We start from the raw sequence: 16,544 nt of genomic DNA on the forward strand, positions 1-16,544 counted from the left end.
CTGCCGGCTCAGCCGGCCAGCGTCCGCAGCAGCAGGCCGGCCAGCGCGCAGGCCGCGATGACGTGCACCACCTTGCGCTTGTAGCGCAGCAGCGCCACGGCCGCGCCGAGCGCGATCGCGGCGGCCGCCCAGTCGAAGCGGCCGTCGATGCCGGCCGGCCACAGCACGTGGTAGCCGAAGAACAGCGCCAGGTTGAGGATCACGCCGACCACCGCCGCGGTGATCGCGGTCAGCGGCGCGGTGAACTTGAGGTCGCCGTGGGTCGATTCCACCCAGGGGCCGCCGGCGAGGATGAACAGGAAGGACGGCAGGAAGGTGAACCAGGTCACCAGCGCCGCCGCCGCCGCGCCGGCCAGGAAGCGCGCCTCGGGCCCGAACAGCGCCTGCACGTAGGCGCCGACGAAGCCGACGAAGGCCACCACCATGATCAGCGGTCCGGGCGTGGTCTCGCCCAGCGCCAGGCCGTCGATCATCTGGCCGGGCGTCAGCCAGCCGTAGTGGCTCACCGCGCCCTGGTAGACGTAGGGCAGCACCGCGTAGGCGCCGCCGAAGGTCAGCAGCGCGGCCTTGGTGAAGAACCAGCCCATCTGGGTGAAGGTGTGCTGCCAGCCGAGCGTGGCCGCCAAGAGGCCCATCGGCGCCGCCCACAGCAGCGCGCCGGCCGCGGCGATCCAGGCCAGCCGGCGCCAGCGGAAGCGCGCATGCGGCGGGGGCGGCGTGTCGTCGTCGATCAGCGCCGGGCCGGCCGACGGGGCGGCTGCGTGGCCGCCGCCGGACGCGAAGCGGGCCGGGTCGATGCGGCCGCCGAGATGGCCGATCAGGGCGGCCGCCAGGACGATGGCCGGGAACGGTAGTTCGAACACGAAGATCGCCGCGAAGGACGCCGCGGCGATGGCCCACAGCCAGCCGTTCCTGAGCGTCCGCGTGCCGATCCGGTGCGCCGCCTGCAGCACGATGGCGGTGACCGCCGGCTTGATGCCGTAGAACAGCCCGGCCACCACCGCCAGGTGGCCGAAGGCGATGTAGAGCCAGGACAGCACGGTCAGGATCGCCAGCGAGGGCAGCACGAACAGCGCGCCGGCCACGAGGCCGCCGCGGGTGCGGTGCAGCAGCCAGCCGATGTAGGTGGCGAGCTGCTGCGCCTCGGGGCCGGGCAGCAGCATGCAGAAGTTCAGCGCATGCAGGAAACGCCGCTCCGAGATCCAGCGCCGCTGTTCGACCAGCTCGCGGTGCATCAGCGCGATCTGCCCGGCCGGCCCGCCGAAGCCGATGCAGCCGAGCTTGAGCCAGAACGGGAAGGCCTGCCGCAGGCTGACGGGGGCGGTGCGGCGTGTTGCGGGTCGGTCGAGGGAGGATTGGGCGGGTTCATCCGGTGAAGCTTAAATCAGCGCGATTCAAACTCCGTGACGATGTGGCGAGTTCCCGTCACGAGCGGCCTACCCTGGGCTATCGGGAGCGCCGGGCCGATCGGACACCGCCTGGGGCGCGCAGCGCGCCGGCGGCTGCGGGAGAAGCGGGCGCCGGGCCCCATGGGAAGCGGCGCCGGACCGGCCGGCGCCCCGGGACGTCAGCTCGGTTGCCGCAGCGCCAGCACTGCGTTGATGCCGCCGAAGGCGAAGCTGTTGGACAGCGCGGCCCGGATCGCCAGCGGCTGCGCCAGGTTGGGCACCACGTCGAGCGCGCAGGCCGGGTCGGCGGCCTGGTGGTTGGCGGTCGGCGGCACCACGCCGTGCTGCATGGCCAAGAGCGTCGCCACCAGCTCCAGCCCGGCCGCGGCGCCGAGCGCATGGCCGTGCATCGACTTGGTCGACGACACCTTGAGCCGCTCGGCCCGGCTGCCGAACACCTGGCGGATGGCCTTGCACTCCTCGGCATCGTTGACCGGCGTGCCGGTGCCGTGGGCGTTGATGTAGTCGACGTCGGCCGGCTCGAGCCCGGCCGCCTCGAGCGCAGCCCGCATCGCCTGGGCCGGGCCGGCGGCCGACGGGTGCACCACGTCGGTGGCGTCGGCGCTCATGCCCACCCCGGCCAATTCGGCATAGATGGTGGCGCCGCGTGCGCGGGCGCTGTCCAGCGTCTCGATCACCACCAGGCCGGCGCCCTCGGCCAGCGTCATGCCGCCGCGGCCGAGCGAGAACGGCCGGCAGGTGTCGGTCGCCAGCACCCGCATCGATTCGAAGGCCTTGATGTTGGTGTAGACCAGGTTGGCCTCGCTGCCGCCGGTGACGGCGCGGTCGACCAGGCCGTGGCGCACCATCAGCCAGGCCTGCGCCACCGCGTGGCCGGCGCTGGCGCAGCCGGTGGCGATGGTCAGCGTCGGGCCGGTGATGCCGAAGGCCATCGACACCGCGCCGGCCGAGGCCTGGTGATTGGTGCGCGGCACCAGCAGCGGATTGCAGCGGGTCTTGCCCTCGCCGAGGAATTTCCAGGCCGCCTCCTCGCGCGCCTGCTCGCCGCCGGCGCCGGTGCCGAGCACCACCGCGGTACGGGCGCGGTCGTAGTCGCCGCCGGCGAGGCCGGCATCGGCCAGCGCCTCGCGCGCGGCCACCAGCGCGTATTGCGCGTAAGGGTCGAGCAGGGTCAGTTCGTCCTCGTCGAAGTGCGCTTCGGGCTGTAGCCGGGCACCAGGCCCATCGGTACCGTCACCGTGTAGGGGCCGATGCTGCGGCTGCCGGGCGCGATGCCGCTGCGGCCCTCGGCCAGCGCAGCCCAGGTGGCGGCGCGGCCGATGCCGAGCGCCGACAGGCAGCCCAGGCCGGTGACGACGACGCGGCGCGGGGCGCTCATGCCGCCGCCGGCGCGTTGCGCTTCTCGGCCACCAGCCGGGCGACCACCGCGACGGTCTCGCCGAAGGTGCGCACGTCCTCGAGATTGCGGCCGACGATGTCGATGCCGAAGAACTCCTCGACCTCGAAGATCACCGAGATCATCTTCAGCGAGTTCATCCCCACTTCTTCGAAACGGGTGCCCGGCTCGAAGGCGAACTGCGCCAGCGAGGGCTTGACCTTGGCGATCTGGGCCAGGATGCCGTCGCGGATCGCTTCGACTTCGCCGAGCGCGAGGCCGAGCCGGCCCGCCAGTTCTTCGTGGTTGTCCGACATTGCTTGCTTCCTCCGTGATTTCGAATACCCGCAGGTCGGGAATGAATCCCGACCTACCAGCCGCCGCCGGCCCCGCCTTTGCATGAATTTGAAAGGACCGAGCGCGGCCTGCCTACTGGATGGCGGTGATGGTGATCTGGTTGTTCTGGCTGTTGCCCTGGCCGTCGGCCACCGTCAGTACATAGGTGGTGGTCTGGGCCACGGTGACCTGGGTCGAGCCGGTGCCGGTGGTGCCGTTCAGCGTCAGCGGTACCGGCTGCCCGTTCAGTGTAGCCGTGGTGGCATTGAGCGTCTGCCAGCTGAAGGTGACGCGGCCGCCGGCCGGCACGGTGCGGTTGTCGGCCACGAAGTACTGCGTCTCCAGCCACGGCCCCGGGCCGATATAGCGCAGTTCCGGGCCGCCCGGGCCGATCGCGTTCAGTTGCCAGATCACCGGCGTCGGCGGCAGCGGCGGCGGGTTCTGGGTCGCCATGCCGCGGCCGTTCTGGATCTGCACCTGCGGGAAGGCGGTGTTCGGCGGCAGGCCGAAATACAGCACCGACATCGGCTTGAAGCGCACCGTCAGGTTCCGCTGCACCGGCCCGTTCCAGCCCTGCAGCGTCAGCGTGAAGACGATCTCGCTGGCGTTGTCGGGCGCCAGCGCGGTCGGCATCACCTTGCGCGAGCCGTTGACCGGCACCGAGGGCGTGGTCTGCGGCGTCAGCGTGGCGCTGGTGGCGTACTGCGACGTCCAGTTCAGGGTCACCTGCTGGTCGAAGTCGATGTAGAGGTCGGCCGGGCCGAAGCTCAGCACCGCGACGCTGCCGACCGCCACGTCGACCGTGGTGCCGGCGCTGTGGCCGGCGCTGTCGTAGACGGTCAGCGTGTAGGTGGTCTTGGGCGGCGCCGGCACCACCTGGAAGGTGCCCTGGTAGACCGTGCCGCTGCAGTCCTGCCGCTGGCCGCCCGGCTCGAGCGTGACGTAGCTGCCGCCGATGGCGGTGAAGCCGATGGTCGACGGTTTGCCCAGCGTGACCGTGGCCGGCCGCGCCAGCGCGCTGATCGACAGCTCCGGGCCGCCGACCGACAGCGGCAGCTCGACGCTGCCGTAGTCGTCGCCGATGCTCTCGTCGACCTCGACCTGGCACTCCAGCCCCTCGGCGCCGGTGACCGCGATATTGGTCAGCTGCACGCCGACCCCCTGCCCCGGCGCCAGCGTCACGCTGGCCAGCAGCGGCCGCAGCAGGAAGGAGCCGGGCGAGCCGGACAGCGGGTTGAAGCCCCAGCGGTCGGGATCGAGCGAGACGCAGCCGACCGAGCCCAGCGCGTTGCACAGGCTGTCGGGCAGCGTGATGGTGACGTTGTCGCCGGCGGCGCGGTTGAACACCACGTCTTGGCCGCTCTGGTTGAGGCCGCCCACCGCCAGCACCGCCACCGAGCCGGTCGGCACCGTGGTGGGCGCCAGGCTGTAGGTCAGCAGGGTGGCGTCGGAGGTGTTCTGTTCGCGTTCGATCTGCAGTCTGGTTTGCATGTCGCCGTTCCTTCAGTTCATCGCACTAACAGGCTGTTGAAAAAGGCGCAAATCTCGCGTCGGCGAGGCTCTCTGGATTCCCCCACGGGGACTTCGACTCCGCGGGGCCCGGTCGGCGGCGAGGGCGGGGGCGTGGAATGAAACAGCGATACCTCGCGGCGTTTCATATGCACTGGAGCGCCCGGCCGAGCGGAGTCGCTGCCCGGTTGCCGGGCCTGCAAACCCGGCCGCCCCTCGCGGGGATTGCCGGGCGGATCACGGAGTCGGGTACTTGGATGCACGTTCCCTACTTCCCGCCGAAGGCGCCGCCGAGCTTGAGCCAGCCCTCGCGCAGCGTCGGCGGGGTGTCGGCCAGGGTGGCGCCGCCGCCGGGCTGGACGATGTTGGCGTCCTCGCGCCAGACCGAGACGCCGCTGCGCTCGATCCACGACCAGTTGCCGCCGACCGCGCCCGGCAGCGGCATGGTCAGCTCGACCGGATCGGTCAACAGCGGCCCCATGCGGAAGGTGACGAACATGGTCGTCAGCGCCGCGCTGACCGGCCCGGCCGGCAGCGCCAGGTACTCGACCGGCTGGATGCCCGACACCAGCGGGATCTGGCCGCGCGGATCGACCAGCGCGGTCAGGTACTGGGTGGTGGTGCCGTCGGCCGGCAGCGGGAAGGTCGCGTCGGTCACCACGTAGGGATTGCCCGCCGCCTCCGCGCCGAGCTGCGGCAGGCCGCGCACCGCGTGGGCCAGCCGCTCGGCGGTGCCGCCGGCGCGGCTGGCCAGCGTGCGGCGCAGGTTGCCCAGGCTCGGGGTATAGCCGCGCGCGGCATAGAAGGTGCCGTAGGCGTCGCCGAGGTAGTAGCCGGCCACGCCGTTCTGGTCGAGGCCATGGTCGCCGAGCCGGACCTGCAGTTGCGCCTGCGGCAGGCCGCCGTCCTGGTTCAGGCCGGTGGCGGCCCAGTCCTGCCGCACCCAGGGCTGGCCGGCGGTGCCGAGCGAGCCGGCCAGGCGCACCACCGCCAGCGGCCGGCCGACCAGCACCGACAGGTTGCCGGTATTGGGCTGGCCCAGCGGGTCGGTCTTCCACAGCGTGACGTCGATCGCGTCGAGCAGCGCCGACAGCGCGCCGACCTGGTTGGCGCCCTGCCCCAGGATGCCGGCCACCAGGCCCGCCAGGTGCGGGTTGGCGATCGCCGGCGGCGCGCCGAGCGCGGCGCCGCCGCCCGGCACCGCGTCCCAGCGCACCGCCTGGCCCTGGTCGTTCTGGATCTGGATCAGCGCGCCGAGGTTGTTGCCGGCGGCGTCGAACACCGTGAGGCTGCTGTCGAGGTGGTTGGGCAGCAGCCAGCCGCACAGCGGGCTGGTCTCGTCCGAGGAGTTGCTCGGCACGCCGTCGTCCTGCGCGTCGACCAGCCAGGTCGACAGCCGGCTCGACTGGGTGATGCGCGGCGGCATCTGCGCCGTGCCCGGCACGCCGTCGGTGCGCATGGCCTGCGACACGATCGGCCGCACGTTGACGTTGGTGTCGACCGCCTTGAGCACCTGGCCGTAGGCGTCGACCACCCACAGCTTCTGGATGGTGAAGTGGCCCGAGCGCAGCGGATAGAAGGTCTTGCCGGTGACCGCAGGGATATAGCCGCTGACGCCGCCGGTCAGCGGCGCCTGGGCGGTGCCGGCGATGCTGGTCGGCTGGTCCAGCCGCATGCCGAACTGCGCGTTGAGGCCGCCGAGCGACTGCGCCAGCACATCGAGGTTGCTCAGCGCCTTGGCGGCCTGCTGCAGCGCCAGTACGTCGAACTGCAGCAGATTCTGCACGTTGGCCGGCACCGCCAGGAACTGCTCGATCGAGGCGTTGAGCCCGAGCGCCTGGTTCGGCGTCAGCGTGGTGCGGCCGGTGTAGACGTCGGTCACCGCCGGGATGGCGCCGCCGTTCCAGACGTAGTCGACGTCTTCCAGCGTCCAGTCTTTGAGCATGCCCGGCAGGTCGGGGCCTGGCGCGCTGGGCGACCAGCCGACCTGCCAGTCGAGGTAGACCGGCGTCCACGGCGTGACCCAGGGATCGACCGCGATCGCCGACGGCGCGACGCCGCTGAAGCCGACCGCGGCGGCCAGCAGCGCCGGGTCGGCCAGCGCCAGGCCCTCGCTGCTGAACGGCAGCGCCTGCTGGGCGCGGATCACCGCCGCCAGCGCCGCCAATGCCTGGTCGCTCGGCGGCGGCAGGCTGGTCTTGGCATAGGCCAGCTTGGCCAGCCACAGCGCATTGCCCGGGTCGAGCAGGATGGTCTCGGTCCAGAAGTCCGCGCTTTCCTTGGGGATGCCGCTGCCGGTCGGGAACCGGCCGGCGAAGTCGGCGGCGTCCAGCGTGACCATGGTCGCGCTGCCCGGCGGCACCGCCAGCGTCAGCGCGCGGATGGTCTGGCCTGTGAAGCGGCCGGCGGCGCCGTTGGCATCGCCGAAGGCGCCGGGCTGGGCCAGCTTGCTGTCGGTGCCGGCGCCGGCCACCAGGACCACCGGGTCCATCGGCCCATAGCTGCGCGCGGCCGGCAGGCTGCTCAGCTCGTAGGTCTTGCCCAGCAGCGCGCGCAGGGCGGCGGCCTTGGCGTCGACCTGGCCCGACAGCTGGTCGATCTGGCGCTGGGTCGACGGGATCAGGCCGGTGGTGGGGTCGCTCAGCAGCTTGACGTAGTTGAGCACCTGGCTCTTGGGGATGCCGCTGCGGTTGGTCCAGTTGATCTGTTTCCACAGCGCGGCGTAGAGCGCCTGCTGCAGCGACAGCAGCAGCGCGCGGCCGTCGTCGAGCTGCTGCTGCAGCGCGGCCAGCTCGGTCAGCGCGGCGGTCTGGTCCGCGTCGAGCGGCAGCGTGCTGTTGCCGCCCTGCGCCGCCAGCGACAGGTTGGCGTCGCCGGGCCGCGCCACCACCCAGGCCAGCCCGCCCGGCAGCGAGCCGAAGCGGGCTGCCTGGGTGACCATCTCGAACTTGGCGGTGTCGGTGGCGTAGTCGAAGATCAGGCCGTTCTGGAAGGCCAGCAGCATGGTCTCGACCTCCTGCTGCACCGGCCCCGGCATGGTGCTGGCGATCCAGGCGGCCAGCGCCTCGGCGGAGTTGCTGCCGATCGACACCGCCGGCGGGTTCGGCGAGATGGTCGGGTCGGTGTACAGCGGGTAGGGATAGCCGTTGCCCTTCCACTCGATGCCGTACAGCAGCGAGTGGCACAGCGTCTGCGAGGCGAGCTGGCCCTGCGCCGGCGTCAGCGCCGGCCCGCCGCTGATCGGGTTGGCCAGCAGCCAGGCCTGCCAGGCGGCCTGGGCCTCGGCCACGGTGGTGAGGGTCGACCAGTCGAGCCCGTCCATCAGCGCCTGCCATTGCGCCTGGTTGGTGAAGCCGCCGTTGGCGCCGAACAGCGGGTCGTTGGCCGGCGTGGCGTACCAGCCGAGCACGCTGTAGGCGTAGCTGCCCTGGGCCGAGTCGGGCAGCGGATCGTAGAAGGCGAACACATTGCCGACGTTGGCGTAGACCGAGGCGAAGGCCACGTTGCCCGGCGCCACCGCCTGCAGGAACGGCGGCTGGGCGCCGGGCTGGGCCCGCCAGCTGGCCAGCGTGTAGACCTTGCCGAGCCGGGTGTAGCCGAGGTCGGAGCCGGGCGCCGGCCAGGACACGGTGCCGTCGGGGCCGGTGTAGTCGCTCTGCACCACCCAGGCGGTCAGCACCGGCGCGCTGCCGTCGGCGGCGACGTAGGAACGGGTGACCAGCCAGCGGTTGGGCGTGGTCGGGAACTGCACCGCGCCCTGGGCGCCCGGCTGCTGGCCGCTGCGCAGCGCCGACGGCAGGGTCCAGCTCAGGTGCAGGCCGGTGGCCGGCGTGCCGCCGTTGGTCGAGAACGGCGGCGCGGCCGGGGTGGCGAACGGCAGCGCGGTGTAGTCGTAGCCGGTATTGGCCCAGGTGAAGCGACTGGCGTCCTGGTTGGGCGTGCCGATCAGCAGCGCCTCGGAATACATCGGGACCAGCAGGCAGGGGCCGGCCCAGGTCGGGTTGACGATCGCGCTCATCATGCCTCCTTGGCGGCGGGGTTGAACGGTTGCACGCCGGCGCTCTGCACCATCTCGATGGCGAACTCGGCGGCGGTGACGCCCTGCGGCGGCAAGGCGCCGGCCTGCTGGAGCGCCTGGGTCAGCGCGGCGACGGTCTTGCTGACGTCGACCACGTCGGCGACCGTGCCGGTGCGCAGCGACACCGGCGCGGTCTGGGTGCCGATCTGCTGGCCGGCCTGGGCGCCGGCGACGTAGCGCAGCGTGGCCGAGTAATGGCCCTGGTTGTCGTCGATCACGCCGAAATGCAGGCTCTCGCTCGGCTGGTGGATGCGCACCTCGGCCGGCGTGCCGCCGAACAGGCAGAACAGCACGTCGGTCGACAGCCGGTCGAGCCGCAGCAGCGACACCCGTCCGCCCTGGGCGTCGGTGGCGGTCACCTCGATGCCGGGCCAGCCCGAGACCGCGGCCGAGCGCAGCAGGAAGCCGCTCGGCGCGCCGCTCGGGGTGCCGGCCGGCTGGCCGGTGCGGGCCGAGCGCGGCACGGCCAGCCGCTGCAGCGCCTGGTTGATCACGTTCTCGATCTGGCTCAGGAGCGCCAGCGATTCGACGCTGGAGCCGACGCCGATGCTGGCGGCGCCGTCGATCAGCCGGTTGCTGTAGTTCTGGTCGAGGTAGAAGAAGCGGATGGATTCGGCCGGCAGCATGGCGGCCACCGGCACCAGGTAGTCGAACGGCACGCCGTACAGCAGCACCAGCTCGCTGAGCCAGTCGATGCAGGACTGCGGCAGCGGCGGCGGGTCGAAGTCGCCGGCCGGCGCGGCCAGCCGCAGCGCGGAGGCGGCCGCGGCGGCGGCGGGCACCGCCTGGGCGGCCTGCCGCAGCGCGATGCCGGCCAGGTCGGCCAACTGGCCGGTACGGTCGATGGCGGATTTCATGTTCGTCTCCAGTGGGGCGTGGCCGCCCCGGAATTCGCTATCAAATTTGTGCGATCGCTGCACGGCGGTGGCGGGTACGGATCGCCGTGCCCGAATCTCCACCCTTCGCGGCTGAAGCCGCTCCTACGAAAACCGGTGGGTTGCCGTCGTAGGTCGGCATCAAGCCCGCCCTACGACGTCGGATCGCGCCCTACCCCGCTTCGTCCGCCGGCGCGGCGCCGTAGCCGCCCAGCACGCCGTCGAGCAGGTCGAGCAGCGGGTCGCCCGAGTCCGCGCCGCCGTTCGCGCTGCGCAGCTGCGCGCGCGGCGCCAGCTGGCGCGACAGCAGCGGGTCGGCGCGGCGCGAGTGCGGCACCACCTTGGGCAGCACCGGCTGCTGCTCGGCGTCGAGCAGGTGGGTGCGCGCGGCGTCGAACAGCGCGGCCTGGCTCTGCAGCGCCGGTGCCACGTCCGGGTGGCGCGGCGCGGCCAGCCGCGCCAGCGCCGGGTCGTCCGGCAGCCGCGCCAGCCGGGCGCCCTGCTGCTGGATGCGGACCATGCTCTGCAGCAGGCCGCGGCGCCAATCGAACATCGCGCGGGCGAAGGCCGAGTCGGCCAGGCCGAGCAGGCGGCCGATCTGCCAGGCGGTCGCATAGCTCTGGTCGAACAGGCCGGTGTCGGGGTCGTAGCGCGTCAGCGTGTCGCTGAACTGGGCCGGCGCCACCGCGGCCGGGTTGGTCGGCACCGGCGACAGCGGGCCGCGGTACCAGGAGGTGGTCTCCTCGCCGGCGCGGGTGTTGTTGGTCAGCGGCACGAAGCCGATGTCGAGCGCGGTCTGCGCCGCATCGTTGCCGACCGCGCTGCCGTGCGGGTACTGCAGCAGGCCGATGCCGCCCGGCCGCGCCAGGTTCTTCATCAGCCCGCTGAAGCTGCCGGCGCCGGCGCTGGCGCGGAAGCCCCAGCTGGCCAGCACGCACAGCCGCACCTTGGCCGCCGCGCCGGTATTGCCGCTCGGCGTGCTGCCGTCGCCGCCGTAGCCGGGCAGCATGGCCGACCAGCCTTCGAGCGAGACCAGCAGCGCGCTGTAGCGCGTGTCGGTGTCGAGCTTGGCCGGCACCAGCCGGTTGCCGATCACCACCGAGAAGGTGCCGTCGGCATTGATGCCGAGCTCCTCCTTGTCGGCGGTATTGACGCGGCGGGCGTGGCACAGCAGCGGCACCTCGGCCAGCGTCGGCGCCAGGTTGGCGAACAGCGCGGCGGCCAGGTCGATCGCGTTGCACTGGCTGTCGGCCTCGCCGGGCAGCAGGTCGGCCACGGCGATCGCCGGGCCCTGGGTGCCGCTCGGCGGCGCCAGCAGCTGGCTCACCGTGATCGTCTCGACCGTGGCGCCGGCCAGCTCGGCCTCGGTCAGCAGCAACAGGCCCAGCCACGGCGCGCCGCCGGGCAGCGGCCTCTCCCACGGCAGCGTGGCGCGGTTGAGCACGACGTGCGGCATCACGTCGGCATAGTTGCCGCTCTGCGCGGCCGGCGGATAGACCGACTGCACGCTGTCGGCCGGCAGGGTGAAGCGCGGGCCGCTGACCACCAGCTTCTGGCTGCCGGCATAGACCGGCGGCGTGCCGGCGGTGACGTTGTTCACCTGCTGGCTCCAGGCCAGCTGGTAATGGCCGGCCACCAGCGGCGGCGAGCAGCTCTGGATGAATTCGATCTGGCCCGACAGCAGGTCGCCGCCGGTATGGACGGGAATGTCGTCGCTCATGACAGGGCTTCCTCGGTTGCGGCCAGCGGCGCCGCGTGGATGTGGATGTTGCTGGCCGGTGCGCCGCGGCTGCCCAGGCGGACGCCGTAGGCGGCCAGCTCGATGCTGGCCGGGCCGTTGCGCGTCAGCGGTTCGGCCAGGCCCAGCACCGCGGCCACCTGCAGGCCGGCGCGGTCGAGCGTGCGCACCGCGGTGGCGCCGGCGCCGTCGGGCAGCGCGTAGATCAGCAGCGCGCCGCCGGCGACCGCGCGGGTCTGGGCCGGCTTGGGCGCGATCTCCGCGCCGATCGACAGCACCGCCTGCGCCGCGTCGGCCGGGTCGGCGCCCTCCACCTGCACCGCCACCTGCCGCATGCCGGCAGGCAGCACGGTGTCGAGCCAGCCCGGCTCGATGCCGCCGCCCACCGTGCGGACGCGGTTGTGCAGCGCCAGGTCGGCCACCGTCAGCTCGGTCAGCCGCGGCTTGAGCCGGCGTGCCAGGTCGTAGCGCGGCGCCGCCTGCGGATGCAGTCGGCAGCCGTCGGCCAGGAAGGTGTCGAAGCCGCTGCGCACCAGCGGAGCGTCGAGCTGCCAGCCGACCGCGGCGTGCTGCCCCAGTCCCAGGCCCTGCACCAGCACGGTCGCGGTGCCGGCCGGCGCCTCGCCGTGCTCGGCGCCCTCGTCCAGCAGCACTTCGCCGAGCAGCGCGTCGTTGTCGCCGAAGCACAGCGCCTTGAGCGGCAGCACCCCGTCGCGCGACAGCGCCAGCTTGCCGCGCGGATCGACCGCGCAGGCCACCACCGTGCCCTCGTGCAACTGCACGCCGAGACTGGCGCCGGGCGCCGGCGCCGGGCCGCCGCGGGCGGCGAAGGTCCGCGCCATGTCGCTCGCCGCACCGCCCGACTGCAGCGGCACGGCCGGCTCGAAGGCCAGCGGGTCGAAGCGGCGGCCGCCGAGCGCGTTACGCCGGATCTGGAAGTCGTCCGAACCCAGCGCCCGCGGCGCCGCCGGCTCGACGGCCGCGGCAGCCGGCACCGCCGCGGCCGGTACCGCCGCGGCCGGCACCGCCGGCATGCGGTAGCGGCGCAGGCCGCCGAGCAGGCGCGGCGCTTCGAGCGGCGCCGGTGCCGCGGCCGCGGCCAGCCGCGGCGCGGGCCCGGCCGCCGGCAGGTTCCAGCCCGGCACGGCCGCCAGCGTCTCGGTCAGCTTGGCCAGCGTCGGCGGCGCCTGGTAGATCGCCCAGCCGAGCGCCGCGATCTGCGACAGGTCGGGCTCGGCCACCACCGGCACGCCCTGCGCCTGCAGCGCGGCCAGGATGGCTTCGCGCGTGGCGACCACGCCGGGCGCCATCACGCTGGCCATCAGCCGCGCCAGCGCGCCGCTCTGGTCCATCGGCGCGGCCGGCGTGTAGCGCGGGCCGCTGCCGAACGGCAGCCAGTTGGGCGGCAGCAGCACGAAGCTGAAGGCGCGCGCCAGGTCGATCGGCCCGATCACGTTCAGCTCGACGTCGGCCACCGCGGCCACCGTCACGCCGTTGATGGTGCGGTCGAGCAACTGGGCGCCGGCGGGGACCGGCGCGGCCGGGTCGAACGGCTTATTGCCCCACAGCGCGGCCGGCGCGGTGCCGATGTTGGCGGCGACCGCGAAGGCGTCGACCGGCAGGCTCAGCGGATTGCCGGCGGCGTCCTGCAGGCTGAAGGTGAACGGCGTCTCGACCCGCAGCCGCGAGCATGGCTGCACGCCCATATAGGGCCCGGTCGGCAGCGTGGCGCCCTGCCAGGCGCTCATGGTCGAGGCGGTCGCCGGGATCGCGGTCTCGATCGCCAGCGCGAACGGCAGGCTCTGCAGCACCCAGGTGCCGTCGTCGAGCGTGGTCAGGAGGCCGGCCTGGGCCTGCGCCTTGATCGGCACCGGCGGCGGCGGGTCCGCATCCGCGCCGGCCGCGGCGCGCAGGCTGCCTTCGCCGCTGCCCTTCATCTCCGGCGAATCCTGCGGCGGCAGGAAGGACCGGGCGAAGTCGTCCCAGCTCAGCGTGGCATGGTCGTTGTTGCCGCTGTCGCCGATCGGGATGGTGAAGGAGATGACGAACCAGTGGACGTAGGCCGAGCCGTGCACCGGCGGCCCTTCGAGGTGCAGCTTGGCGCCCAGGTCGATCGACAGCGTGACCGAGATGCCGAGGATGGTGGTCTCGAAGGCCGCGCCGACGTCGACGTAGATGTCGACCGAGAACCAGAACGGCTGCCAGGCGATCATGAAGTCGGCGCCGGCGTTGAGCCAGGCGCGCAAGGGGCCGGCGTGGAACTGCACCCGCAGGTAGCCGCCGGCCATCACCGCCGACGGCGTCAGCGCGAAGTACGAGCCGCCCGAGATGCTGACCGTGCTCATCACCGGCCAGTTGAAGCCGAGCCGCGGCGGGTTCGGGTACCACTTGGGCGGCGAGAACACCGGGTTGTAGCCGCCCAGCGTGATGACGAAGTCGCCCGGCCGCGGGCCGTCGTCGCTGTACGGCGGGTTGAACCACAGGTAGGCGGCGAAGCCGCCGGTGAGCCGGCACGACGGCGCGAACAGGAAGGAATTCGGCGTCAGCTGGGCCTCGGCGTAGACCACCCCGTCGACCGGTTTGAAGGCCACCACCAGGCCGAGCTCCATGTAGGCGATGGCGGCCGAGCGCGGCACCTTGGGCGGCAGCGAGGCGGCGGTGACGCCGACCAGGTCGATCTCGAAGGTGCGGCCGAACTTGACGAACAGCAGCGCGAAGGTATCGAGCAGCTGGAAGGTGCTGAAGCGCAGGCCGGCCGCCACCCAGTAGCGGCCCAGCGACGGCGCCACCACTTGGGACAGCACTTCCAGCGCGCTTTCCGGCGTCGGATCGTCGCCGAAGGTGCTGCTGCTGAGCGCGCCCTGCACCAGCGGGAACTGCTGGATCTGGCCGACCGGCGGGATGGCGATGTCGCGGTTGTAGCCGAAGCCGAAGGCCAGGCCCTCGACGAAGAACGGCGGCGGTCCGCCGAGCGGGATGTTGAGGTTGACGAAGGCGAACAGCGAGGGCGCGGTGCCGTTGGCGGTCGGCAGCTCGGCATAGGAGCCGAGCGCCACCAGCGAGAATTTCGACGCCTTCACCACCAGCTGGCCGGTGTAGCTCAGCATCGGCGTGGTGGTCTTCAAGAGGCCGCCGCTGATGTCGACGCCGCCGCCCTCGAAGGTGACGTTGAGCCCCTTCAGGTCGAGCTGGTAGGCGTTGAAATCGGTCGGATTGGTCACCGGCACGCCGACGTCGAGGCCGAGCACGTCGAGTTTGAGGCCGGCCAGCGCCACCGAGCCGCTGAACAGGATGTCGAGCAGCTTGGGGTCCTGCTGCCAGCCGGCGCCGATCGAATCGACGTAGAGCGGGCCGAAGCTGCGCTGCACCGGCACCACCACCTCGGTCGAGGGCTGGCCCTGGCCGTCGTACAGCTGCACCCACAGCCCGCCGGCCGAGGGGCTGGCCTGGTGGCCGTAGGCGGCGGTGGCCGAGAAGGTCGGGTTGGCCGGCGGATTGGACTTGTCGGTCGATTCGGCGCTGCCGTTGCCCAGCAGGTTCTGCGCCACCGGGTTGGCGTTGCTGCCGCCGACGTTGGGCACCAGCGAGGGCGCGATGCTGCCCAGGCTGATCGCGCCGCCGTAGTTGGTGACGATGTCGGACTGGCCGAAATCGAAGGTGACCAGGCCGCGCGGCGCCACCGACTTCATCTTGAAGCGCGCCAGGTTGACCAGCGGGTTGGCGTCGCTGCCGGCGAACTCGACGCCGACGTTGACCAGCAGCAGCCGCAGCCGGTCGAAATGCGGCGTGGTGGCGTCGATCGGCACGAACACGCCGATGCCGGGCTGCAACTGCTCGGCGTTGAGGCCGGTCTTGCCGATCCAGGCCGAGTCGGTCGCGCCGATCTGCAGCTTGAAGGTCGGCACGCTCGACTTCAGCACCAGGTCGGGCAGCTGCAGCACCAGGCCGAAATTGCCCTCGGTGCCCGGTTGCGGACCGATCCACAGGCCACCGGTCTGGTTCAGCGTCAGCACCTTGATCTGGGTCGACAAGAGCGTGCGCAGCAGGCCGGCCAGGAACTGCTGCACCGTCAGCTGGCGCAGCGCGTCGAAGCTGTTGAGCAGGTATTTGTTCTGCTCGAGCACCAAGAGCTGGCTGGCGACCAGGATCTGGCCGACGGTCGGGTTGCGGCTGGCGGTGAACAGCTGGGCGTCGAGCCACTTGGCCACCGCCGGCGTATTGAGCACCACCAGCGAGACGTAGCGCGGCACCACGTTGACCAGGATGGCCAGCGCCCACTGGGTGGCGGCTTCGCCGATCGCGCCGCCGTCGTCGAGGCCGAACGGCTTGGGCAGCAGCTCGCGGTACAGCGGGCTGGGCGTGGCGCTGCCGCCGAGCGGGTCGATGCCGAGCGTGAAGCGCAGCGTGCCGCTGTCGAAGCCGATGTTCAGCGCCGGCCCCTGGCTGCCCTCGATCGGCGCGCATACGCTGGCCTGCAGCTGGAACAGCGGCGCGCCGCCGGCCGGCGTGCCGTCGGCGTTGAAGGCCAGGCCGAAGCCGCTGCGGCCGAGGTTGAGCTTGACCAGGGGGATGGCCGGCGGCGTCAGCTCGACCCACAGGCCGAGCCGGCCCGGCGAGACCGAGGTGTCGAGCCCGGCCAGCAGCGTGACCGGCAACCGGCTCGACGGCTGGTAGGCCAACAGGCTGCCCTGCTGCGCCACGCCGGCCACCAGGCCCGTCAGCAGCGCCACCACCGCGCCGATGGTCTCCGCGGCCTGGCTGCTGGCCAGCCGGCCGCCGAGCCAGGTCAGCGCGACGTTCGGCACCTGGGTCGGGTCTTCGACATTGGCCAGCGCCTGCACCAGGTTGGCCACCTGCAGCAGGTTGCCGGCGGTGCGCAGGCGCTGGGCGAAATCGGCGGCGCCGGTCTGGGCCAAGCCTTCGAGCAGCGCATTGGTCAATTCCTGCGCCAGCAGCGGCACCGCCTTCTGCAGCGCCTGCCTGACCAGCGTCTGCCAGCCCGGGAACGGCAGGATGACGAAGGCCGGCTGCGCCTCGCCGCTGCCGAGCGCCAGCAGGAAGCCGGCGTCGTAGCCGGTGGCGATGGCCAGCTTGCTGCTGCCGACCTGGCCCGACAGCGTCACCTTGGCGGTGAAGCCGGGCTGGAACGAGGGGTCGAGCGACAGTTCGAACTTCAGCGCGTCGATGCTGGCCTGGTCGATGCCGAGCTCGAGCGCCGCCGTCA

General features: G+C 72.4%; 9 protein-coding genes. All 9 read right to left on the reverse strand.

Annotated features, from left to right (window positions below; translation table 11 throughout):
* Positions 1-8: 8 nt before the first annotated feature.
* The 9 genes from chrA to H9L41_RS25725 all read right to left on the reverse strand — a co-directional run bounded on the left by chrA (position 9) and on the right by H9L41_RS25725 (position 15,009).
* Positions 9-1,310, reverse strand: a complete 1,302-nt coding sequence (gene chrA, locus H9L41_RS11160; RefSeq protein WP_028445980.1) for a chromate efflux transporter — start codon at positions 1,308-1,310, stop codon at positions 9-11.
* A gap of 257 nt (positions 1,311-1,567) precedes the next feature.
* On the reverse strand, positions 1,568-2,548 hold the full coding sequence (locus H9L41_RS11165; protein ID WP_265584005.1) for a beta-ketoacyl-[acyl-carrier-protein] synthase family protein: 981 nt from the start codon (positions 2,546-2,548) through the stop codon (positions 1,568-1,570).
* Positions 2,549-2,580: 32 nt separating this feature from the next.
* Positions 2,581-2,787 carry a beta-ketoacyl synthase N-terminal-like domain-containing protein gene (locus tag H9L41_RS24665; protein WP_265584006.1) on the reverse strand — a complete coding sequence of 69 codons (207 nt, stop codon included), beginning with the start codon at positions 2,785-2,787 and terminating at the stop codon, positions 2,581-2,583.
* Positions 2,784-3,101, reverse strand: coding sequence for an acyl carrier protein (locus tag H9L41_RS11170; protein ID WP_028445982.1), 318 nt, complete (start codon positions 3,099-3,101; stop codon positions 2,784-2,786). Before H9L41_RS11170 ends, H9L41_RS24665 begins: the two co-directional genes overlap by 4 nt.
* A gap of 112 nt (positions 3,102-3,213) precedes the next feature.
* Positions 3,214-4,611 (reverse strand): hypothetical protein, encoded by a 1,398-nt coding sequence (locus tag H9L41_RS11175; protein ID WP_028445983.1) that lies wholly within the window; start codon positions 4,609-4,611, stop codon positions 3,214-3,216.
* 286 nt (positions 4,612-4,897) lie between these two features.
* A complete protein-coding gene (locus H9L41_RS11180; RefSeq protein WP_028445984.1) occupies positions 4,898-8,647 on the reverse strand; it encodes a hypothetical protein in 3,750 nt (1,249 codons plus the stop codon).
* Positions 8,647-9,564 carry a hypothetical protein gene (locus tag H9L41_RS11185; RefSeq protein ID WP_028445985.1) on the reverse strand — a complete coding sequence of 306 codons (918 nt, stop codon included), beginning with the start codon at positions 9,562-9,564 and terminating at the stop codon, positions 8,647-8,649. Before H9L41_RS11185 ends, H9L41_RS11180 begins: the two co-directional genes overlap by 1 nt.
* Before the next feature lie 190 nt (positions 9,565-9,754).
* Positions 9,755-11,302, reverse strand: coding sequence for a hypothetical protein (locus H9L41_RS11190; protein ID WP_028445986.1), 1,548 nt, complete (start codon positions 11,300-11,302; stop codon positions 9,755-9,757).
* The gene (locus tag H9L41_RS25725) at positions 11,299-15,009 is read right to left on the reverse strand and encodes a DUF6603 domain-containing protein (RefSeq protein ID WP_308419662.1); all 3,711 of its coding nucleotides are present in this window, start codon (positions 15,007-15,009) and stop codon (positions 11,299-11,301) included. The genes H9L41_RS11190 and H9L41_RS25725 overlap by 4 nt, the downstream gene beginning before the upstream one ends.
* Positions 15,010-16,544 lie beyond the last annotated feature (1,535 nt).

The organism is Chitinimonas koreensis (assembly GCF_014353015.1).
GTDB classification, from domain to species: domain Bacteria; phylum Pseudomonadota; class Gammaproteobacteria; order Burkholderiales; family Chitinimonadaceae; genus Chitinimonas; species Chitinimonas koreensis.